Origin of the sequence: Nocardia concava NBRC 100430 (assembly GCF_000308815.1) — a bacterium.
GTDB classification, from domain to species: Bacteria; Actinomycetota; Actinomycetes; order Mycobacteriales; family Mycobacteriaceae; genus Nocardia; species Nocardia concava.
Genome location: NZ_BAFX01000009.1, coordinates 1 through 16366, shown reverse-complemented (window position 1 = coordinate 16366; position 16366 = coordinate 1). Strand labels below are relative to the sequence as shown.

Sequence of the window (16366 nt, the reverse complement as noted above, 5' to 3'; positions counted from 1 at the left end):
CGCATTTCAGCCCTTCAGCTGCCGGACGGGAATCGATGTCTCGACGACCTCGTCGCCCGCGGCCGCCACCCGGTAGGCCTTGCCGTCGGCCTGCGAGCTCACCGCCTCGACCAGCTGAGTGCCGTGGAAGTGCAGCGACACCAGGTCGTCGATGGCGTAACCCGCCGGCAGTTCACCCTTTTGGATCGCGCGATGGAACAGCGGCTGCCGCTGATCCTCCGCGTCGTAGTGCGGGCAGCAGCTGCCCGCCACGAATCCCAGTCCCTCCGGCAGGATCTGGAGCGTCGGGCCGTAGGAGTCGGTGGTGCCGCCCTCGAACCAGCAGATGGCCCCGGCGCTGCCGCCGGTCATGACCGCGCCGTTCTCCCACGCCTCGCGCAGGATCGCGTCCACGCCCTGCCGCCGCCAGACGTCGAGCATATTGGCGGTATTGCCGCCGCCGACGTGCACGACGTCCATGCTCAGGATGTAGGCGCGCAGGTCGGTGATGCTGCGGTCGAACAGCCGCAGGTGGAACGGGCGGCACCGGCCGGAGTTGTAGGTCTCGTAGAAGCTCACGATGTAGCCCGGATCGTCGCCGGTCGCGGTGCCCAGGAACAGGACTCGCGGCTGCGGCTTACCGGTCAGGCCAAGAACGAAGTCGTGCAGCGGATCCGCCGCACGCCCCATCATCCGCTGGCCCGCACCCGTGGCGACCACGTGACCGGCCATGGCTACCGGTCCCCGAGGCCGACGGTGTCGAGGACCCAGGCGAATTCGAAGGCCACTTCCTTCCACTTCTCGTAGCGGCCGCTGACACCGCCGTGACCGGCGCTCATCTCGGTCTTGAGCAGCAGCTGCTGGTGACCGGTCTTGGTGGCGCGCAGCTTGGCGACCCACTTGGCGGGTTCGACGTACAGCACGCGGGTGTCGTTGAGGCCGGTGATGGCCAGGATGGCCGGGTAGTCCTGCGCCGTCACGTTCTCGTACGGCGAGTAGGACTTCATGTACTCGTAGACTTCCTTGTCCTCCAACGGGTTACCCCACTCGTCCCATTCGGTGACGGTGAGCGGCAGGGACGGATCGAGGATGGAGGTCAGCGGATCCACGAACGGGACATTGGACAGGATGCCCGCGAACAGACCCGGCGCCATATTGGCCACCGCGCCCATGAGCAGGCCGCCCGCGCTGCCGCCGTCGGCCACCATGCGGTCGGCCGCGGTCACGCCCGTATCCACCAGATGCTGTGCGACGGAGACGAAGTCGGTGAAGGTGTTCTTCTTGGTCAGCGTCTTGCCGTGCTCGTACCAGAGCCGCCCCATCTCGCCGCCGCCGCGCACGTGTGCGACCGCGAACACCATGCCGCGGTCCAGCATCGACAGCCGCGCCACCGAGAAGTACGGATCGATGGCGGCCTCGTAGGAACCGTATCCGTAGAGCAGCAACGGCTTCGGGCCCTCGACGGCGCTTTCATCGGACACAGCGCGACGCATGACCAGCGAGATCGGCACCCGGGTGCCGTCGGCGGCCACCGCCCAATCCCGTTGCTGCACATAGTCGTCGGCCTCGTAGCCGCCCAGCACCACCTGCTCCTTGCGCAGCAGCATCTCCCCGGTCTCGACCACGTAATCGAAGACCTGGGTGGGAGTGATGAAGGAGGTGAGCCCGATGCGGAGCATGGGCTGCTCCCACTCCGGGTTGGAGCCGAGCCCGGCCGAGAACAGGGCCAGATCGAAGTCGATGTCCTTCAGCTCGCCGTAACCGTCCGCCGTCAACGGCCACACCGCGACCCGCGGCAGCGCCTCCCGGCGGTAGCTGAGCACCAGCTTGTCGGCGAAGGCGTCGATGTCCTCGAGCCGCACGTCGTCGCGGTGCGGAATCAGGATCGTCATGTCCGACGGATCCGACAGCGGGGCCTCGGCGAGCACGAAGTTGACCGCCTTCGCCCCGTCCACCACATCGTTGTGCAGGATGAGCAGCTTGTCCTCGCCGCCGATCACCGCGTGCTCGGCCGAGTACTCCACGCCCTCGCGGCGCGGCATCAGCACTCGGAACTCGCCTTCCGGGTTGTCCGCCTCGAGGATCCAGTTCTCACTGGTGATCTTGGAACCGGTCATGATGACCAGGAACTTCTCCGAGCGGGTCGCCCCGATACCGACCCAGAAGCTCTCGTCCGGCTCGTGGAAGACCCGCACATCGGCGGACTGCTCGGTGCCCAGGCGATGCCGCCACACACTGTCGGGCCGCCACGACTCGTCGAGGGTCTGATAGAAGACGTGGGTGCCGTCCAGCGACCAGGTCGCACCCGGCGCGATGTTCGGGATCTCGTCGGGCAGCAACTCCCCGGTGCGCAGATCCTTGAACCGCAGCGTGTAGCGCTCGTTGCCGAGGATGTCCACCGAGTAGGCGAGCAGGTCCCCGGCGTGGCTGATGGAATACGCGCCCAGCGCGAAGAAGTCGTGCCCCTCGGCGAGCTGGTTGGAGTCCAGCACGATCTCCTCGCCCGGAATCTCGACGTCGGCCTCCAGCTTGGGCGGGGTCCAGTCGTCGGGATCGGCGATCGGGCAGCGGCAGTGCACGCCGTGCTGCTTGCCCTCGAAGGTGCGCGAGTAGTACCAGTACTCGCCCATCCGGGTGGGCAGCGACAGGTCGGTCTCCTGGGTGCGGCCCTTGATCTCCTCGAAGATCTTCTCCCGCAGCGGGCCCAGCTTGGCGGTCTGCGCGTCGGTGTAGGCGTTCTCCGCCTCCAGGTACGCGATGACCTCGGGATTCTCCTTGTCCCGCAGCCACTCGTACTCGTCGACGAACACGTCCCCGTGGTGCACGCGCTCCTTCGGCACCCGCTTGGCGATCGGCGCCACCACCGCGCCGCTTACTGAGGTCGCGCTCCCACTGTCCAAAGCCATGGACACCACGTTAGTAGCGAGCCCCCGCCGCGAACCCCCGACCCGGCGGTCCCGAAAACTCCAGGGCACGGGAGCGGCCCGCCGGGCTAGGGTGCGGACATGCTGTTGCGAAAGACAGCGCGCGTGCTCGCGGTCCTCGGGATCGCGGCGGGCGCGGGGGGAACCGGTTTGGCCGCACCGGCTTCCGCGTGCGCGTGCGGCGGGGCGGCCTGGCCGACCGCGACCAGCGGACAGGTCGCGGACGAGACGGCGCTGGTGGCCTGGGACGGGCAGCGCGAGACCATCGACATGCGGCTGGGCCTGCGGAGTTCCGGACCGGGGGCCGCGCTGCTGGTCCCGACACCCACCCCGGCCACCGTGACACTCGGGAATCCGGGCACCTTCACCGAGCTCGAGCAGCTCACCGCGCCGACGGTGGTGACCGAGCGGAAATGGTTCGGCGACTTCCGGCTGGGCTGGGGTTCCGCCGCGCCGGACGGCGCGGGCGCGGCGCCCGGTGCGGGCGCACCGACGGTGCTCGATCGGGTCCAACTGGGTCCGGTGGAAGCCACCACCTTCACCGGCGGTGATCTGACCGGCATCCGGGAATGGTTGTCCGCCAACGGGTACGAGATGCGCGAGGAGGTGCTCGCGACCATGCCGCCGTACCTGGACGAGGGCTGGTCCTTCGTCGCGCTGCGGCTCACCACCTCCGCCGCCCTGAACGGCGCGCTCGATCCGGTCCGGATCGGCTTCGCCAGCGACCGGCTGGTCTATCCGATGCGCATGTCCCGCGCGGCCACCCACCAGCAGACGGTCAGACTCTACGTACTGGGACCGCACGAGGTGAAGCGCGAGGATCGCGATGTCACCGGTCAGCAGATCTCGTACTTCTTCACCGGACGTGTCGATCCGCGGGACACGGATCTGCAGCAGCTGAGTGCGGGCGGCAACGACTACCTCACCGGAATGTTCGTGTCCGTCTGGCAGCCCACGGCGATCTCGTCCGACTTCCTGTTCGTCCGGTCAACGGCGGACGTCCCGTTCCGGGAGACGGAGCATCGGGTGGAGTATGTCCAGTTCCTGGGGATACCGGCCGGTTTCGCGATCCTGCTGGGGGGACTGTTGCTCGGCCCGGCGCTGGGCATCCTCGTCATCGTGACGCGGGGACTGCGCCGGGCTGGCGTGTAGGGCCGGGTCTGATCCTCAGCGGGCGCGGCGCTGGCGGGCCTGGGCGGGCTGGCGCTGCTCGTAGAGGAAGAAGACGGCGGCCTTGCGACGGGCACATTGGTCGGTCGGGCAACTTCGGTGGATCCGCAGGATGCTGTGAGCCAGATCCACCGTGAAGCGCTCGGGGACCATCTCACAGCTGTCGGAGATGGGGGCCGCCCGTTGCGGGGTCCAGGCCCGCTGCGATGACCACGCGCGCTGTGAAGACCATGGCGTGCGCACCACATACCTCCTTCCGCTGACAGAAGATGGAATATCCGATCCGAACCCCTCACAAACCCTGGCATTATGAGTGCGATCTACATCACCGACCGGTATTCGCCGGTGCCGCACAGGGGAGGCCGACAGTGGAAGCGAAAAACCGCGCAATCGACACCGACGCGGTGTGGCGACGCGGCGACGACAATGCCGACGGGGTCGAAATCGCCTTTCTGGCCAGTGGAAACATCGGATTGCGGGACTCGCGCAATCCGGACGGACCCGTCCTGATCTTCACCCCCGGCGAGTGGGAAGCCTTCGTCGCGGGGGCCAAGGACGGCGAATTCAACCGGCCCGGAGCCTGATTCGCGTGCGCCCGGCTCACATCGAGCCGGGCTCACGGGAATTCGTTCAGCGGGCTTGACCCGCCCGCTTTGTCCGGAACAGCGAATGGTCCTCAGGCGCCGAGCGCGCCCCCGATGGTCGGCCAGGATTCGTGCAGCGTGTCCTGCCAATACGACCAGGAATGCGTGCCCACCGGCGAATGCTCCACCCGCGCCGGAATGTTCAGCGAGCGCAGCCGCTGCTCGAACGCGGTGACGCAGGCGTCGACCCCGAATTCGATGGGCCCGCCGAAGAAGATGTTCTCCGGCAGCTGCGGTTTGATCTCCAGCTCGTGCGGGCCGGGAATGCCGGTGCCCGTGGACAGGAACAGGGTCTTGCCGCGCAGCGCCTCGGTCAGCACCGCCGGATTGTGTTCGGTCCAGGCCGCGCTGCCGGGCCCGCCCCACATGTTCAGCGGATTGCCACCGCGATTGGCCACCGAGAACATGATGGCGGCCTGCGCGATGGTGGTATCCGGGCAGGCGCTGTAGCCCGCCACCGCCCGGTACAGCTCCGGATGCCGCACCGCCAGTACGAAGGCCGCGGTGCCGCCCATCGACAGGCCGCCGATGGCGTTCACCCCGTTACCGGCGAAATACCCGTCGATGATGGGCGGAAGTTCTTGTGTCAGAAAGGTTTCCCACTGGTACCGGCCGAAGCGGGGATCATCGGCCGCCCAGTCGGTGTAGTAGCTGGCCTGGCCGCCGATCGGCAGCACCACATTGACGTTCTTGCCCTGGAAGAAGGGTTCGGCGTCGGTGGCATTGGTCCAGGTGCTCTGGGTCGCGCCCGGATCGAGGCCGTCGAGCAGGTAATAGGTCGGCCGGTCCCCGCCGCCCGCGGGATGCAGGACCTGGACCTGAATGGTGCGGCCCATGGCCGCGGAATCGATGAAGATCGCCGAGCGGGTCGAACTCAGCTGATCCACGCGGACCACCTGGGCCGCCCCGGCGATTGCCGGTGGCGCGGCCACCGGATACAGCAAACCAGCAGCGATCGCCAAAACAGCTGCGGCAACGACTCTTCTACGCACGCCCCACCTCCATCAGCCCACCACAATCGCATTCAAACGTAACTCGAGTGACAGGTGTGACGCGCAGGAATGCGGTTTTGGCGTGTCATTGGCAAACCAGACGGTTCGGATATGGTAATGCCGTGCGGCTATGAATGCGAGGCGATTCGGGTCAACGCGCCGCGAATAGATCCCGCCAGGTAATCCAGGTCCGCCCGCTGCGGTGAGGTCGGCCGCGCCCGCAGCCCGAACCCGTCCCCCGGGGTGCGCGGAATCACGTGCAGATGCACATGGAACACCTCCTGCCCCGCGGTGACGCCGTCGGCCAGGAAGAAGTTCACCCCGTCGCAGCCCACCTCGGACTCCCGCAGCCCCGCCGCGATCCGCTGCCCCACCTGAAACAGCTTGCCCCCCAACACCGGATCCAACTCCGCCAGACTCCGCGCCGGAACCTTCGGCACCACCAGCACATGCCCCGGCGTCACCGGCCGAATATCCATGAACGCCAGCACATCCTCGTCCTCGTACACCTTGGACGAGGGTGCCTGACCGGCGATGATCTCGGAGAAGATCGTGTACGGATTCATGCCCAGCAGCCTAGGAGCCCGCTCCCCTCAAACGCATTCGCCCCCGGCTCCGTTCAGGAGCCGGGGGCGAGATCCGAGAGTGCTTGTACCCCTACAGAATCGGCGACGGCGTGTACCGCGCCGCCTCCGGGTTGGCGTCGACCAGCTTCTGCACCTGGGCGATCACCTCGGCGGTCTGCGCCTCGGCGGCGCCGATGAAGGCGGAGCGGTCGGCCAGCGCGGCATCGAGGGCGGCGCGGTCCAGCGGCATCCGGTCGTCGGCGGCCAGGCGATCCAGCAGATCGGGCTCACGTCCCTGCTCGCGCATGGCCAGCGCCACCGCCACCGCGTGCTCCTTGATGACCTCGTGGGCGGTCTCGCGCCCCACGCCCGCGCGCACCGCGGCCATCAGCATGCGGGTGGTGGCCAGGAACGGCAGGTAGCGGTTGAGCTCGCGGTCGATGACGGCCGGGTACGCGCCGAACTCGGACAGCACGGTCAGGAAGGTCTCCATCATGCCGTCGATGGCGAAGAAGGCGTCCGGCAGCGCGACGCGGCGCACCACCGAGCAGAACACGTCGCCCTCGTTCCACTGCGCGCCGGCCAGCTCGGCCGCCATGGAGGCGTAGCCGCGCAGCACCACCTGCAGGCCGTTGACGCGCTCGCAGGAGCGGGTGTTCATCTTGTGCGGCATGGCCGAGGAGCCCACCTGGCCGGGCTGGAAGCCCTCGGTGACCAGCTCGTGGCCCGCCATCAGGCGAATGGTGTGCGCGAACGAGGACGGGCCCGCGCCGACCTGCACCAGGGTGGAGAGCACGTCGTGGTCCAGCGAGCGCGGGTAGATCTGGCCGACGCTGGTGAAGACATTCGCGAAACCGAGGTGCCGCGCCACCTTCTGCTCCAGCTGCGCCAGCTTGCCGGCATCGCCGTCGAGCAGGTCCAGCATGTCCTGGGCGGTGCCCATCGGGCCCTTGATGCCGCGCAGCGGGTAGCGGTCGATGAGCTCCCGCAGCCGGGTCAGCGCGACCAGCAATTCGTCTGCGGCGGAAGCGAATCGCTTACCGAGCGTGGTGGCCTGCGCCGCCACGTTGTGCGAGCGGCCCGCCATCACGGTCGGCTGGTACTGCGCGGCGCGCTCGGCCAGCCGCGCCGCGATCGCCACGCCGTGCGCGTACACATGCTCGAGCGAGAGCCGGATCTGCAGCTGCTCCACATTCTCGGTGAGGTCGCGGGAGGTCATGCCCTTGTGCACGTGCTCGTGCCCGGCGAGCGCGTTGAACTCCTCGATCCGAGCCTTCACATCGTGGCGGGTGACCCGCTCGCGCTCGGCGATGGACTGCAGATCCACCCGATCGATGACCCGCTCGTAGTCCTCGACAACCCCCGCCGGAACATCCACCCCGAGTTCGGCCTGCGCCCGCAGGACCTCCAGCCACAGCCGCCGCTCGAGCACGATCTTGTTCTCGGGCGACCAGAGGTGAACCAGCTGGGGACTGGCGTAGCGGGTGGCGAGGACGTTAGGCACGAAGGTCACGTTGTGCCAGTTTACCGGCCGTGTGCTGCGGCTTAAGCCGGTGGGGCGACGATGTCGATGATCTCGAGCAGCGCCCCCCGCGCCATGCGGCGGGGTTGCGGGTCGAGTTCACCGAGCGCGGTCACCACCGCCCCATCGACCACCGCCACCAGACGGCGGACTTGTTCGGCACGGACGATCCGGTCCGAGCGGCGTAGGACATCGGCGAGTAGCTCGTCGAGCTGGGCGCGTAGTCGGAGCTGCACTTCTCGTAGTTCCGGGTGGCGGGCCGAGGCCACCGAGCGCTCGTAGCGGGCGATGAGCTGACCCCGGGCGTCCTCGTTCTGAAAGTCGGGGCCCACCAACAGATCCAGCACCAGTTCGACGGTGGCCTCGGCGCCGCGGCGGCGGTGGGTCACCTCACCGACGCGGCGGCGCATGGCCTCGAGTTCGGCATTCCCGGAGAACTCGACCGCGCGGGCGATCAGATCCTCGAGCGATTCGAAGTAGTACGTGGTCGATGCGAGCGGCAGATCCGCCCTGGTCGCCACCGAGCGGTGCCGGACCGCCTCGAAGCCGCCCTCGAGCAGTAGCTCGGCGGCGGCACAAACCAACGCTTGGCGACGCCGTTCGCCTTTCGGAGTCGTCGCAGTGGTCACGGTGCAATCGTGCCAGTCATCGGTGATGCTGTGTTCATTTTGCCCACCGCGTTCAATCTGCTTGGCAGATCAGGCCAAATATCGTTCCAACCGGTAGAGCGCCTCTTCGATGTCCGCGCTCGCTCCGGCGAACGAGAAGCGAACCGTGTGATGGCCGTTGCGGGTGTCGAAGTCGATGCCCGGCGCCAGCGCCACACCGGTGTGGTCGAGCACATCGGTGCACCAGCGCATCGAATCATCCGTCAAATGCGCGATATCCGCGTAGGCGTAGAACGCGCCGTCGGCGGGGGCCAGGTCGGTGATGCCGAGCTTGGGCAGGCCCGACAGCAGAAGCTGACGGTTTGCCGCATAGCGCTGAACATGACCGTCCAGTTCGGCTTTGGCCTCCGGGCCGAAGGCGTGGACCGCCGCGAACTGGGAGATAGCCGGTGGGCACACAGTCATATTGGAAGCCAGGCGCTGCAGTGCGGGCCGCAGCGATTGCGGGACCAGCATCCAGCCCAGCCGCCAGCCGGTCATGGAGAAGTACTTCGACACCGAGCCGATGACGACCGACTCGCGCGAGGTCTCCCAGGCCGAGGAAGTCGGCTCGGTGCCGGGGTAGGTGATGCCGTGGTAGATCTCGTCCGAGAGGAGCAGCGTCCCGTGCTCATCGCACCAGCGGGCCAGCGCCGCCAGCTCCTCCGGCGCGATCATGGTCCCGGTCGGATTGGCCGGGCTCGCCACGATCAGCCCCGCCGGCGGCTCGGGCAGCGCCTCGAGCATGGCCACGGTCGGCTGGAACCGGGTCTCGGGCCCGCAATCCAGCTCGACCACATCACAGCCCAGCGCCGTCAGCGTGTTCCGGTAGGCCGGATATCCGGGCCGCGCCACCACGACGGTGTCCCCGAGATCGAATGCCGCCAGGAAGATCAGGGTGAACGCCCCCGACGATCCGGTGGTCACCACGACGTCATCCGCCTCCACCTGCACCCCGTAGGTGCTCCGGTGATGCTCGGCGATGGCCTCCCGCAGCGCCAGGATTCCGAATGTCTCGGTATATCCCAGCAATTCGCTGTCCATCGCCGCTTTCGTCGCCCGCAGCACCGCCTCGGGCGCCGGCGTGGACGGCTGTCCGGCCGCGAGAACCAGCACATCCTCGTGTGTCCTGGCCCGTTCAGCTGCTGCTTTCCAGACGTCCATCACGTAAAAAGGTGGAATGGTCGACCGGCGAGATTCGATACGCACTCGACAGACGGTAGAGCACCCGCTCCCCCGCCTGTCCGGGAACGGTCGTGCGAATGCCTGAGGAGGGCGCTGTGCAGGGGGGATCAGCAACCACCGGGAACACCCCGGAGGTCGACCCACACCCACCCGAACCGGGCCCACCTGCGCCGGAGGAATCCGGTGCGAAGACACCCGGGTTCCGGGCCGGGGTAGACCGCTATACGCCGGGCATCCGGTCGGCCTTCGAGAGCGAGGATCCGGGTCGCCTTCATCGGGCGCTGGCACAGCTCGGGCGATTTGCGATCCGGGTGGTCGGCGAGGTCGTGGCTCGGCTGCGGATCTACGTTCCGGTCGTTCGTGCTCGCGTGATCGAGTGGTGGCGGCAGCGGCCACGGTCGCGGGCCGAGGCCGAGGCGTTGTGGCGGCGGCGGTGGCCCGTCGTGCGGGCCTGGTCGATCCGGCATCGGGTATTGATCGGTGGCGTGGTCGCGGTGCTGGTGTTCGCGAGCGCGGACGGGGCGCTGGGGTTGATTCCGACCGATGCTCCGGTAGGTCCCGGTGTGGCGCTGCGGGTTCCGGTGCAGTACCCGCTGCAGGTGCAGGCGACGCCGGAGACGTCGAAGCGGTATCTGGACGCCATCAACAACGGTGAGCACCTGCGCGAGCAAGCGGTGGTGTCGGCGGCCGCGGCGGCGACCCTGGAGCGGGCCAAGGCGGAGGCCGCGGCGGCGGTGGCCGGACAGCCGCAGCCGTGGATGACGCCGTCGCCGGACAGTTCGCTGCCGCCGGGATTCGTGATTCCGGGGGTCGGCGGGTTCGCGCTGCCCGCGAAGGGCGTGTTCACCTCCGGGTTCGGGGCGCGATGGGGCACCTTCCACGCGGGCATCGATATCGCCGCGCCGCTGGGCTCACCGATCTACGCGGTGGCGGCGGGCACGGTGATCGACGCGGGACCGGCACAGGGCTTCGGGCTGTGGGTGCGCATCCGCCACGACGACGGCACCATCTCGGTGTACGGGCACATGTACGACTTCTCGGTCTCGGTCGGCGAACGCGTCCCGGCCGGGCTCCAGATCGCCCGCATCGGCAACCGCGGCGACTCCACCGGCCCGCACCTGCATTTCGAGATCATCATCGGCGGCCAGCACGTGGATCCCCAGCCCTGGCTAGCCCAGCACGGCATCATCCTGGGCTGATCCCGTCATTCCGGCGTGGCCCAGCCCCGTCATTCCGGCGTGCTTTTGGCCGGAATCCACAGCCCAGCAATGGATCCCGGCCAAGAACATGCCGGGATGACGGAGTGCCATCCTGAGACTCAGCCGGCGGTCGGGATGCTGATGCGTCCTTCTTCAGCCGCCAGGCCGATGTCGGTGCGGAAGTGGCCGCCCGGCAGTTTGATGGTGGCGAGCCGGTCGTAGGCGTTCTTGCGCGCCTCGGCGAGATCCGCGCCCTGGCCGACAATGGCGAGCACGCGGCCACCGGCGGAGACGAGCGCGCCGTCCTCACGCTGCGCGGTGCCGGCGTGCAGCACCTCGGATTCGATTCCGGTGCCGGTGGATTCGGCGCCGGTGATGACATCGCCGCTGCGCGGGCGGGCCGGGTAGTTCTCGGCGGCCAGCACCACGGTGACGGCCGAGCCGTCCTTCCAGCGCGGCGCGGCGACCTGGTCGAGGGTGCCGGTGGCGGTGGCGTACAGGAGCTCGCCGAGCGGGCTGTCCAGCATGGCCAGCACGGCCTGGGTCTCGGGATCGCCGAAGCGGCAGTTGAATTCGACCACGGCCGGTCCGGCCTGGCCGACGGCGAGTCCGGCGTAGAGCAGGCCGCTGAACGGCACGCCGCGGCGAACCATCTCGGCCGCAACGGGTTTCACGACATCGTCGACGATGGCCTGGAGGGTCTCCTCCGGCAGCCACGGCAGCGGCGTGTACGCGCCCATGCCGCCGGTGTTCGGCCCGGTGTCGCCGTCGCCGACGCGCTTGTGGTCCTGGGCGGGCAGCAGCGGCACCACGGTCTCGCCGTCGACGAGGCAGAACAGCGACACCTCGGGCCCGTCGAGGAAGGACTCCAGCAGTACCGGATGCCCCTGCTCCAGCAGTTCCGCGCCGTGCTCGCGGGCGACCGACCGGTCCGCGGTCACCACGACGCCCTTGCCCGCGGCCAGCCCGTCGTCCTTGACCACCCAGGTCGGCCCGAAACGATCCAGCGCGGCATCCAATTCGCCCGGGTGATCGACGATCTCGCTGTGCGCGGTCCGCACCCCGGCGGCATTCATGACGTCCTTGGCGAAGGCCTTCGACCCCTCGATCTTCGCGGCCGCCGCCGACGGCCCGAAGGTCGGAATCCCGACCGCGCGCACGGCATCGGCCACCCCGAGCACCAACGGCACCTCGGGCCCGACCACGACCAGATCGGCATTCAGCTCCTGCGCCAGCGCCGCGACCTCCTCACCGGAGGTGGCGTCCACCGCACGCACCTCGGCGTGCTGGGCAATCCCCGCATTCCCGGGTGCCGCGTAGACCGCGGTCACCGCCGGGTCCTTCCGCAACGCCAGGACGAGGGCATGTTCACGGGCTCCGGAACCGATGACGAGTACGCGCACGGCGAACAGCTTAGAGGGCTGGTCCGCCGCAACGGGTAGCGGTCTATCGTGCGTTCGCACGGGGGTGACCTTCCCCGCGTAAGGTCCCGAGCATGGCTTCTGTTTTCTCCGCAATCATCAACGGTCAGCTGCCGGGCCGGTTCGTCTGGGAGGACGAGGAATTCGTCGCCTTCCTCACGATTGCCCCGGTCACGCAGGGGCACACGCTGGTGGTGCCGCGCCAGGAGATCGACCAGTGGCAGGACATCGATCCCGGCACCTTCGCGCGCATGAACGGCGTGGCCCAGAAGATCGGCAAGGCGGTGCGGGCGGCGTGGGACGCCCCGCGCGCGGGCCTGCTGATCGCGGGCCTCGAGGTGCCGCACCTGCACATGCACGTGTTCCCGGCCTTCGAGCTGGGCAACTTCGACATCACCGGGGCCGACCCGGAACCCAGCAAGGAATCCCTCGACGAGGCCCACGCCAAGATCAAGCAGGCGCTGCGCGATCTGGGTTACGGCGCGAACGTTCCGGACTGACACGGTCCAACAGCGAGGCCGCGCCCACCGTCACCCACGGGCGCGGTCTCAGCGTGAATCTCGGGGCAGCCGCACCGTGAACGTGGTGCCCTCCCCCGCCGCGCTGGTCACCGATACCGTGCCGCCGTGCGCGGCAACCAGCGCCTGCACGATCGAAAGTCCCAGTCCCGTACCGCCGCTGACGCGACTGCGGGACGCGTCCGCGCGATAGAAGCGCTCGAAGACCCGCTCGGCCTGTTCGGGCTCCAATCCCGGCCCGGTGTCGGCTATTTCGATGCGCACCTCGTCCTCGGCGGGCGTGAGCCGCACCGTCACCTCCGCCTCGGCGGGCGTGTGCACCAGCGCGTTGTTGAGCAGATTCGCCAGTACCTGACGCAGCCGCGCCTCGTCGCCGAGCATCTCCAGGGTGCCGGGCCCGGGCCGGATCTCCAGATCGATCCGGCGTTCCGGTCCGTCCGCCCGCTCGGCCGCCGCCAGCGCGCGGGCACCGTGCACGGCATCGCTGGCCAGCATGAGCAGATCCACCGGCCGCCGCTCCACCGGCCGCTGGGCATCCAGCCGCGCCAGCATGAGCAGATCCTCGACCAGCAGTCCCATCCGCTTGGATTCGCGTTCGATGCGGTCCATGAGCATGTCCGGATCGCTGATCGCGCCCTGCCGGTACAGCTCGGCGAACCCCTTGATGCTGGTGAGCGGCGTGCGCAGTTCGTGGCTGGCGTCGGCGACGAACTGCCGCATCTTGGCCTCGGAGCGCCGCGCCGCCTCCTCGGACGCCTCGGTGGCGGCGAAGGCCTGCTGAATCTGGGTCAGCATGGTGTTCAACGATTGCGAGAGGTGATCGACCTCGGTGTCGGTGCCGCGCACCGGAACTCGCTGATGCAGGTCCCCGCCCGCGATGGCGGCCGCCGTGCGCTCGACCTCCCGCAGCGGCCGCAGGCTGCGCCGGATCACGATGCGCGCCACCGCGACCAGCGCGGCCAGCACCAGCGCGCCGATCACCAGCTGCAGCACGATCAGCTTGTCCAGCAGCGAATTCGTCTCGTCCATGCGCAAAGCGATGGTGCTGGTGCCGTATTCGTTGACGGTCCGCAGCACCCGCCATTCCTCGGTGGCCGCGCCGACCGAGCCGACGGTCCGCGGCCGAGTGCCCAGATCCGCGGGCACCTCGGGCTGCTGCACGCCCGCGCTGAGGCTCAGCGTGGTCTGACCGTTCGTGTCCTGCACCTGCACCCAGTACAGATGCGGCGGCCGCTCCCGCCCGCGCACGGTCGGCAGCGGTTCGGGCCGTTGCGCGCCGGGCGCGGCCCAGCTGTGCGCGGCATCGTAGAGCTGCCGATCGATGCGCTCCACCAGCACATTACGCATGAGCGAGGTGACCGCGACACCGGAGACCAGCAGCCCGAATCCGACCAGCGAGACCAGCGCCAGCACCAGCGTGGTGCGCAGCGGCACCGCCGCGAGCCGATCGGCGACCCGGCCCCGGAGGCTCGCGCTCACGTGGCCGCCGTTTTACCGCGCGGCTCCCGCATCACATATCCGACCCCGCGCAGCGTGTGGATGAGCCGATCCGGCCCGGTGTCCACCTTCTTGCGCAGATACGACACGTAGGTCTCCACCACCCCGACCTCGCCGCCGAAGTCGTAGCGCCACACGTGATCCAGGATCCGCGGCTTGCTCAGCACCGTGCCCGCATTGACCAGGAAGTACCGCAGCAGCGTGAACTCGGTGGGCGACAACGAAACCGGCTCCCCCGCCTTCCACACCTCGTGCGTATCGTCGTCGAGTTCGATATCGGCGAAGCGCAGCCGCGAGGATTTCGTCTCCGGCGCGGCCCGCCCGGCCCGGCGCAGAATCACCCGTAGTCGGGCCACCACTTCCTCGAGGCTGAACGGCTTGGTGACGTAATCGTCGGCCCCGAGCGTCAACCCGGTGATCTTGTCGTCCACATCGTCGCGCGCGGTCAGGAACAGCACCGGCGCATCGATCCCGTCGGCCCGCAGCCGCCGCAGCAGCCCGAACCCGTCCATCCCGGGCATCATCACGTCGATGATCAGCGCGTCCGGCCGGAACGTCTTGGCCTTGTCCAATCCCTCGGTGCCGGTGCCCGCGGTGGCCACCTCGAACCCCTGATACCGCAGGCTGACCGACAGCAGCTCCACGATCATCGGCTCATCGTCGACGACCAGCACCCTGGCCTCGGGTTCACGCGCGGGCACACCTGTCATGGCCTCATATTCTGCGCTCGCCCCGCGAACAACCTGGCCCTTCCCTGGGAGTTTCCTGGGAAGGGTCAACTCTCGACGCTCTCAGGGGCTTCGCCCCCGAACCCCCTAGAGATTTCGGGGCTCCGCCCCGGACCCCGAAAAGACGTAGGGCCGAGGGTTTCCCTCGGCCCTACGTCAACGAGCCCCCTGTCAGGATTGAACTGACGACCTTCGCTTTACAAGAGCGGTGCTCTACCACTGAGCTAAGGAGGCGGAAATGCGGTGCCCATCATAACCGGGGTCGTCGGCTGCGCGGAAAAGCCGACGTCCCGGTCGGAACGATGCCACGGGAAGACCGGAGCGCGGCCGGGCGGGTGCTTGTGGCGTCACCCGGCCGCGTTCGGAAGCCGTTCGCGCAGTATCGGACTAACCGCAGAGTGTCAGGACTGAGCCGCCTGACGTGCCGCGTCGTCCGCCGCCATGGCGTCGCGCAGGCTCTTCGGACGCATATCCGTCCAGTTCTTCTCGACATACTCGACGCAAGCGGCGCGGCTGTCCTCACCGAAGACGACTCGCCAACCCGCCGGAACCTCGGCGAAGGCGGGCCACAGGGAGTGCTGTTCCTCATCGTTGACCAGGACGAAGAACCGGCCGTCTTCGTCATCGAAGGGATTGGTGCTCATTTCACCTCACTGGATACTGGCGCTGTGTACGGAGTACGTAGACGGATCATCCGATCACCGCAGTGATGGAACGAGCCCCCGACGTTGATTCGACCCTAGCAAGGCAGGTGTTACCGCTGGGCGGTTACCTGCACTTCGTGAATGGGCAGAGTGTTGAGTGGGCAGTGTTCAGGCCGCGAAGAATTCGAGCAGGATCTTGTTGACGGCCTCCGGCTGCTCCAGGTAGCCGAAGTGCCCGGCGTCGGGAACCTCCTGGTATCGGGCTCCCGGAATGATATCGGCGACCTCGCGGGAAAGATAGGCCGGAATCAGCCGATCATCGGCGAAACCGATCGACAGGCACGGCACGGTGATGGCCTTGTAGGCGGCGGTGCGGTCGAAGTCGTGGTCCATGCGCCGCTGCGCCCGGATGCCGGGGGTGACCGGGCCGCCGGTGAATTCGAACAGGTCGAGCCAGTCGCGCGCGGCGTGCGGATCGGCCATGGTCGCCGGGCTCAGGTTCATGACGGCGGTCAGGGCGGCCTCGTACTTGGCGGGCAGCTTGGTGCCGGCGGCGTCGAGCTCGTGCTCACCGAGTGACAGCGTCTTCTGGAATTGGTCGAGCCGGGCGTGTCCGGCCATGAACACGGCCTTGCGCACCAGGTCGGGGCGGGTCAGCGCGAGTTCCTGCGCGACCCGCGAGCCCATGGACTGGCCGACCACCAGGGCCGGTCCCTCGTCGAGGAATTCG

The 16366-nt window shown here is 68.4% G+C and carries 17 protein-coding genes and 1 tRNA gene; 4 read left to right on the top strand and 14 right to left on the bottom strand.

All coding sequences use genetic code 11. From position 1 onward, the window contains the following. Nucleotides 1-6: 6 nt before the first annotated feature. Nucleotides 7-711 (bottom strand): Type 1 glutamine amidotransferase-like domain-containing protein, encoded by a 705-nt coding sequence (locus ON43_RS02965; RefSeq protein ID WP_040803231.1) that lies wholly within the window; start codon nt 709-711, stop codon nt 7-9. 2 nt (nt 712-713) lie between these two features. After that, the gene (locus ON43_RS02960; RefSeq protein ID WP_051177822.1) at nt 714-2885 is read right to left on the bottom strand and encodes a S9 family peptidase; all 2172 of its coding nucleotides are present in this window, start codon (nt 2883-2885) and stop codon (nt 714-716) included. 99 nt (nt 2886-2984) lie between these two features. Between ON43_RS02960 and ON43_RS02955 the strand changes: the two genes are divergently transcribed. Then, nucleotides 2985-4055 (top strand): DUF2330 domain-containing protein, encoded by a 1071-nt coding sequence (locus ON43_RS02955; RefSeq protein WP_051177818.1) that lies wholly within the window; start codon nt 2985-2987, stop codon nt 4053-4055. A gap of 15 nt (nt 4056-4070) precedes the next feature. On the opposite strand, the gene ON43_RS44590 is transcribed toward ON43_RS02955, so the two are convergent. After that, a complete protein-coding gene (locus tag ON43_RS44590; RefSeq protein ID WP_157513878.1) occupies nt 4071-4319 on the bottom strand; it encodes a hypothetical protein in 249 nt (82 codons plus the stop codon). A 122-nt stretch (nt 4320-4441) separates the two neighbouring features. Here ON43_RS44590 and ON43_RS02950 point away from each other — a divergent pair, with 122 nt between their 5' ends. Continuing rightward, nucleotides 4442-4657 (top strand): DUF397 domain-containing protein, encoded by a 216-nt coding sequence (locus tag ON43_RS02950; RefSeq protein WP_040803226.1) that lies wholly within the window; start codon nt 4442-4444, stop codon nt 4655-4657. A 92-nt stretch (nt 4658-4749) separates the two neighbouring features. Here the strand turns inward: ON43_RS02950 and ON43_RS02945 are convergent, their stop codons facing one another. From ON43_RS02945 to ON43_RS02925, 5 genes are all read right to left on the bottom strand, one after another. Continuing rightward, nucleotides 4750-5709, bottom strand: coding sequence for an alpha/beta hydrolase (locus tag ON43_RS02945; RefSeq protein ID WP_040803223.1), 960 nt, complete (start codon nt 5707-5709; stop codon nt 4750-4752). Nucleotides 5710-5837: 128 nt separating this feature from the next. Next, nucleotides 5838-6275: an HIT family protein gene (locus ON43_RS02940; RefSeq protein ID WP_040803220.1), complete on the bottom strand. Its 438-nt coding sequence runs from the start codon at nt 6273-6275 to the stop codon at nt 5838-5840. 91 nt (nt 6276-6366) lie between these two features. After that, the gene (gene purB / locus ON43_RS02935) at nt 6367-7788 is read right to left on the bottom strand and encodes an adenylosuccinate lyase (protein ID WP_040803217.1); all 1422 of its coding nucleotides are present in this window, start codon (nt 7786-7788) and stop codon (nt 6367-6369) included. Nucleotides 7789-7820: 32 nt separating this feature from the next. Further along, nucleotides 7821-8426, bottom strand: coding sequence for a TetR/AcrR family transcriptional regulator (locus ON43_RS02930; protein ID WP_040803214.1), 606 nt, complete (start codon nt 8424-8426; stop codon nt 7821-7823). A gap of 69 nt (nt 8427-8495) precedes the next feature. Beyond that, the gene (locus tag ON43_RS02925; RefSeq protein ID WP_040803211.1) at nt 8496-9653 is read right to left on the bottom strand and encodes a pyridoxal phosphate-dependent aminotransferase; all 1158 of its coding nucleotides are present in this window, start codon (nt 9651-9653) and stop codon (nt 8496-8498) included. Nucleotides 9654-9724: 71 nt separating this feature from the next. Between ON43_RS02925 and ON43_RS43470 the strand changes: the two genes are divergently transcribed. Then, the gene (locus ON43_RS43470; RefSeq protein ID WP_373283383.1) at nt 9725-10828 is read left to right on the top strand and encodes a M23 family metallopeptidase; all 1104 of its coding nucleotides are present in this window, start codon (nt 9725-9727) and stop codon (nt 10826-10828) included. Nucleotides 10829-10947: 119 nt separating this feature from the next. Here ON43_RS43470 and purD read toward each other — a convergent pair whose 3' ends face one another. After that, complete coding sequence (gene purD / locus ON43_RS02910) at nt 10948-12231, bottom strand: phosphoribosylamine--glycine ligase (RefSeq protein ID WP_040803205.1); 1284 nt, start codon at nt 12229-12231, stop codon at nt 10948-10950. 92 nt (nt 12232-12323) lie between these two features. Between purD and ON43_RS02905 the strand changes: the two genes are divergently transcribed. After that, complete coding sequence (locus ON43_RS02905; RefSeq protein ID WP_040803202.1) at nt 12324-12749, top strand: HIT family protein; 426 nt, start codon at nt 12324-12326, stop codon at nt 12747-12749. 48 nt (nt 12750-12797) lie between these two features. On the opposite strand, the gene ON43_RS02900 is transcribed toward ON43_RS02905, so the two are convergent. The 5 genes from ON43_RS02900 to ON43_RS02880 form a co-directional block, all read right to left on the bottom strand. Further along, nucleotides 12798-14246, bottom strand: a complete 1449-nt coding sequence (locus ON43_RS02900; protein WP_245568440.1) for a sensor histidine kinase — start codon at nt 14244-14246, stop codon at nt 12798-12800. Then, nucleotides 14243-14974: a response regulator transcription factor gene (locus tag ON43_RS02895; RefSeq protein WP_040803200.1), complete on the bottom strand. Its 732-nt coding sequence runs from the start codon at nt 14972-14974 to the stop codon at nt 14243-14245. Before ON43_RS02895 ends, ON43_RS02900 begins: the two co-directional genes overlap by 4 nt. Before the next feature lie 180 nt (nt 14975-15154). Further along, a tRNA-Thr gene (locus tag ON43_RS02890) sits at nt 15155-15226 on the bottom strand. A gap of 167 nt (nt 15227-15393) precedes the next feature. Next, nucleotides 15394-15636, bottom strand: a complete 243-nt coding sequence (locus ON43_RS02885) for an MbtH family protein (protein WP_019931522.1) — start codon at nt 15634-15636, stop codon at nt 15394-15396. A 168-nt stretch (nt 15637-15804) separates the two neighbouring features. After that, on the bottom strand, nt 15805-16366 hold a 562-nt coding region (locus tag ON43_RS02880), incomplete at its 5' end, for an alpha/beta fold hydrolase (protein ID WP_040803197.1).

What these genes read in the sequence shown, in the direction of transcription:
- ON43_RS02965 (WP_040803231.1), bottom strand. Translation starts at nt 711, where the DNA reads ATGGCCGGTCACGTGGTCGCCACGGGTGCGGGCCAGCGGATGATGGGG.
- ON43_RS02960 (WP_051177822.1), bottom strand. Translation starts at nt 2,885, where the DNA reads ATGGCTTTGGACAGTGGGAGCGCGACCTCAGTAAGCGGCGCGGTGGTG.
- ON43_RS02955 (WP_051177818.1), top strand. Translation starts at nt 2,985, where the DNA reads ATGCTGTTGCGAAAGACAGCGCGCGTGCTCGCGGTCCTCGGGATCGCG.
- ON43_RS02940 (WP_040803220.1), bottom strand. Translation starts at nt 6,275, where the DNA reads ATGAATCCGTACACGATCTTCTCCGAGATCATCGCCGGTCAGGCACCC.
- ON43_RS02905 (WP_040803202.1), top strand. Translation starts at nt 12,324, where the DNA reads ATGGCTTCTGTTTTCTCCGCAATCATCAACGGTCAGCTGCCGGGCCGG.
- ON43_RS02895 (WP_040803200.1), bottom strand. Translation starts at nt 14,974, where the DNA reads ATGACAGGTGTGCCCGCGCGTGAACCCGAGGCCAGGGTGCTGGTCGTC.
- ON43_RS02885 (WP_019931522.1), bottom strand. Translation starts at nt 15,636, where the DNA reads ATGAGCACCAATCCCTTCGATGACGAAGACGGCCGGTTCTTCGTCCTG.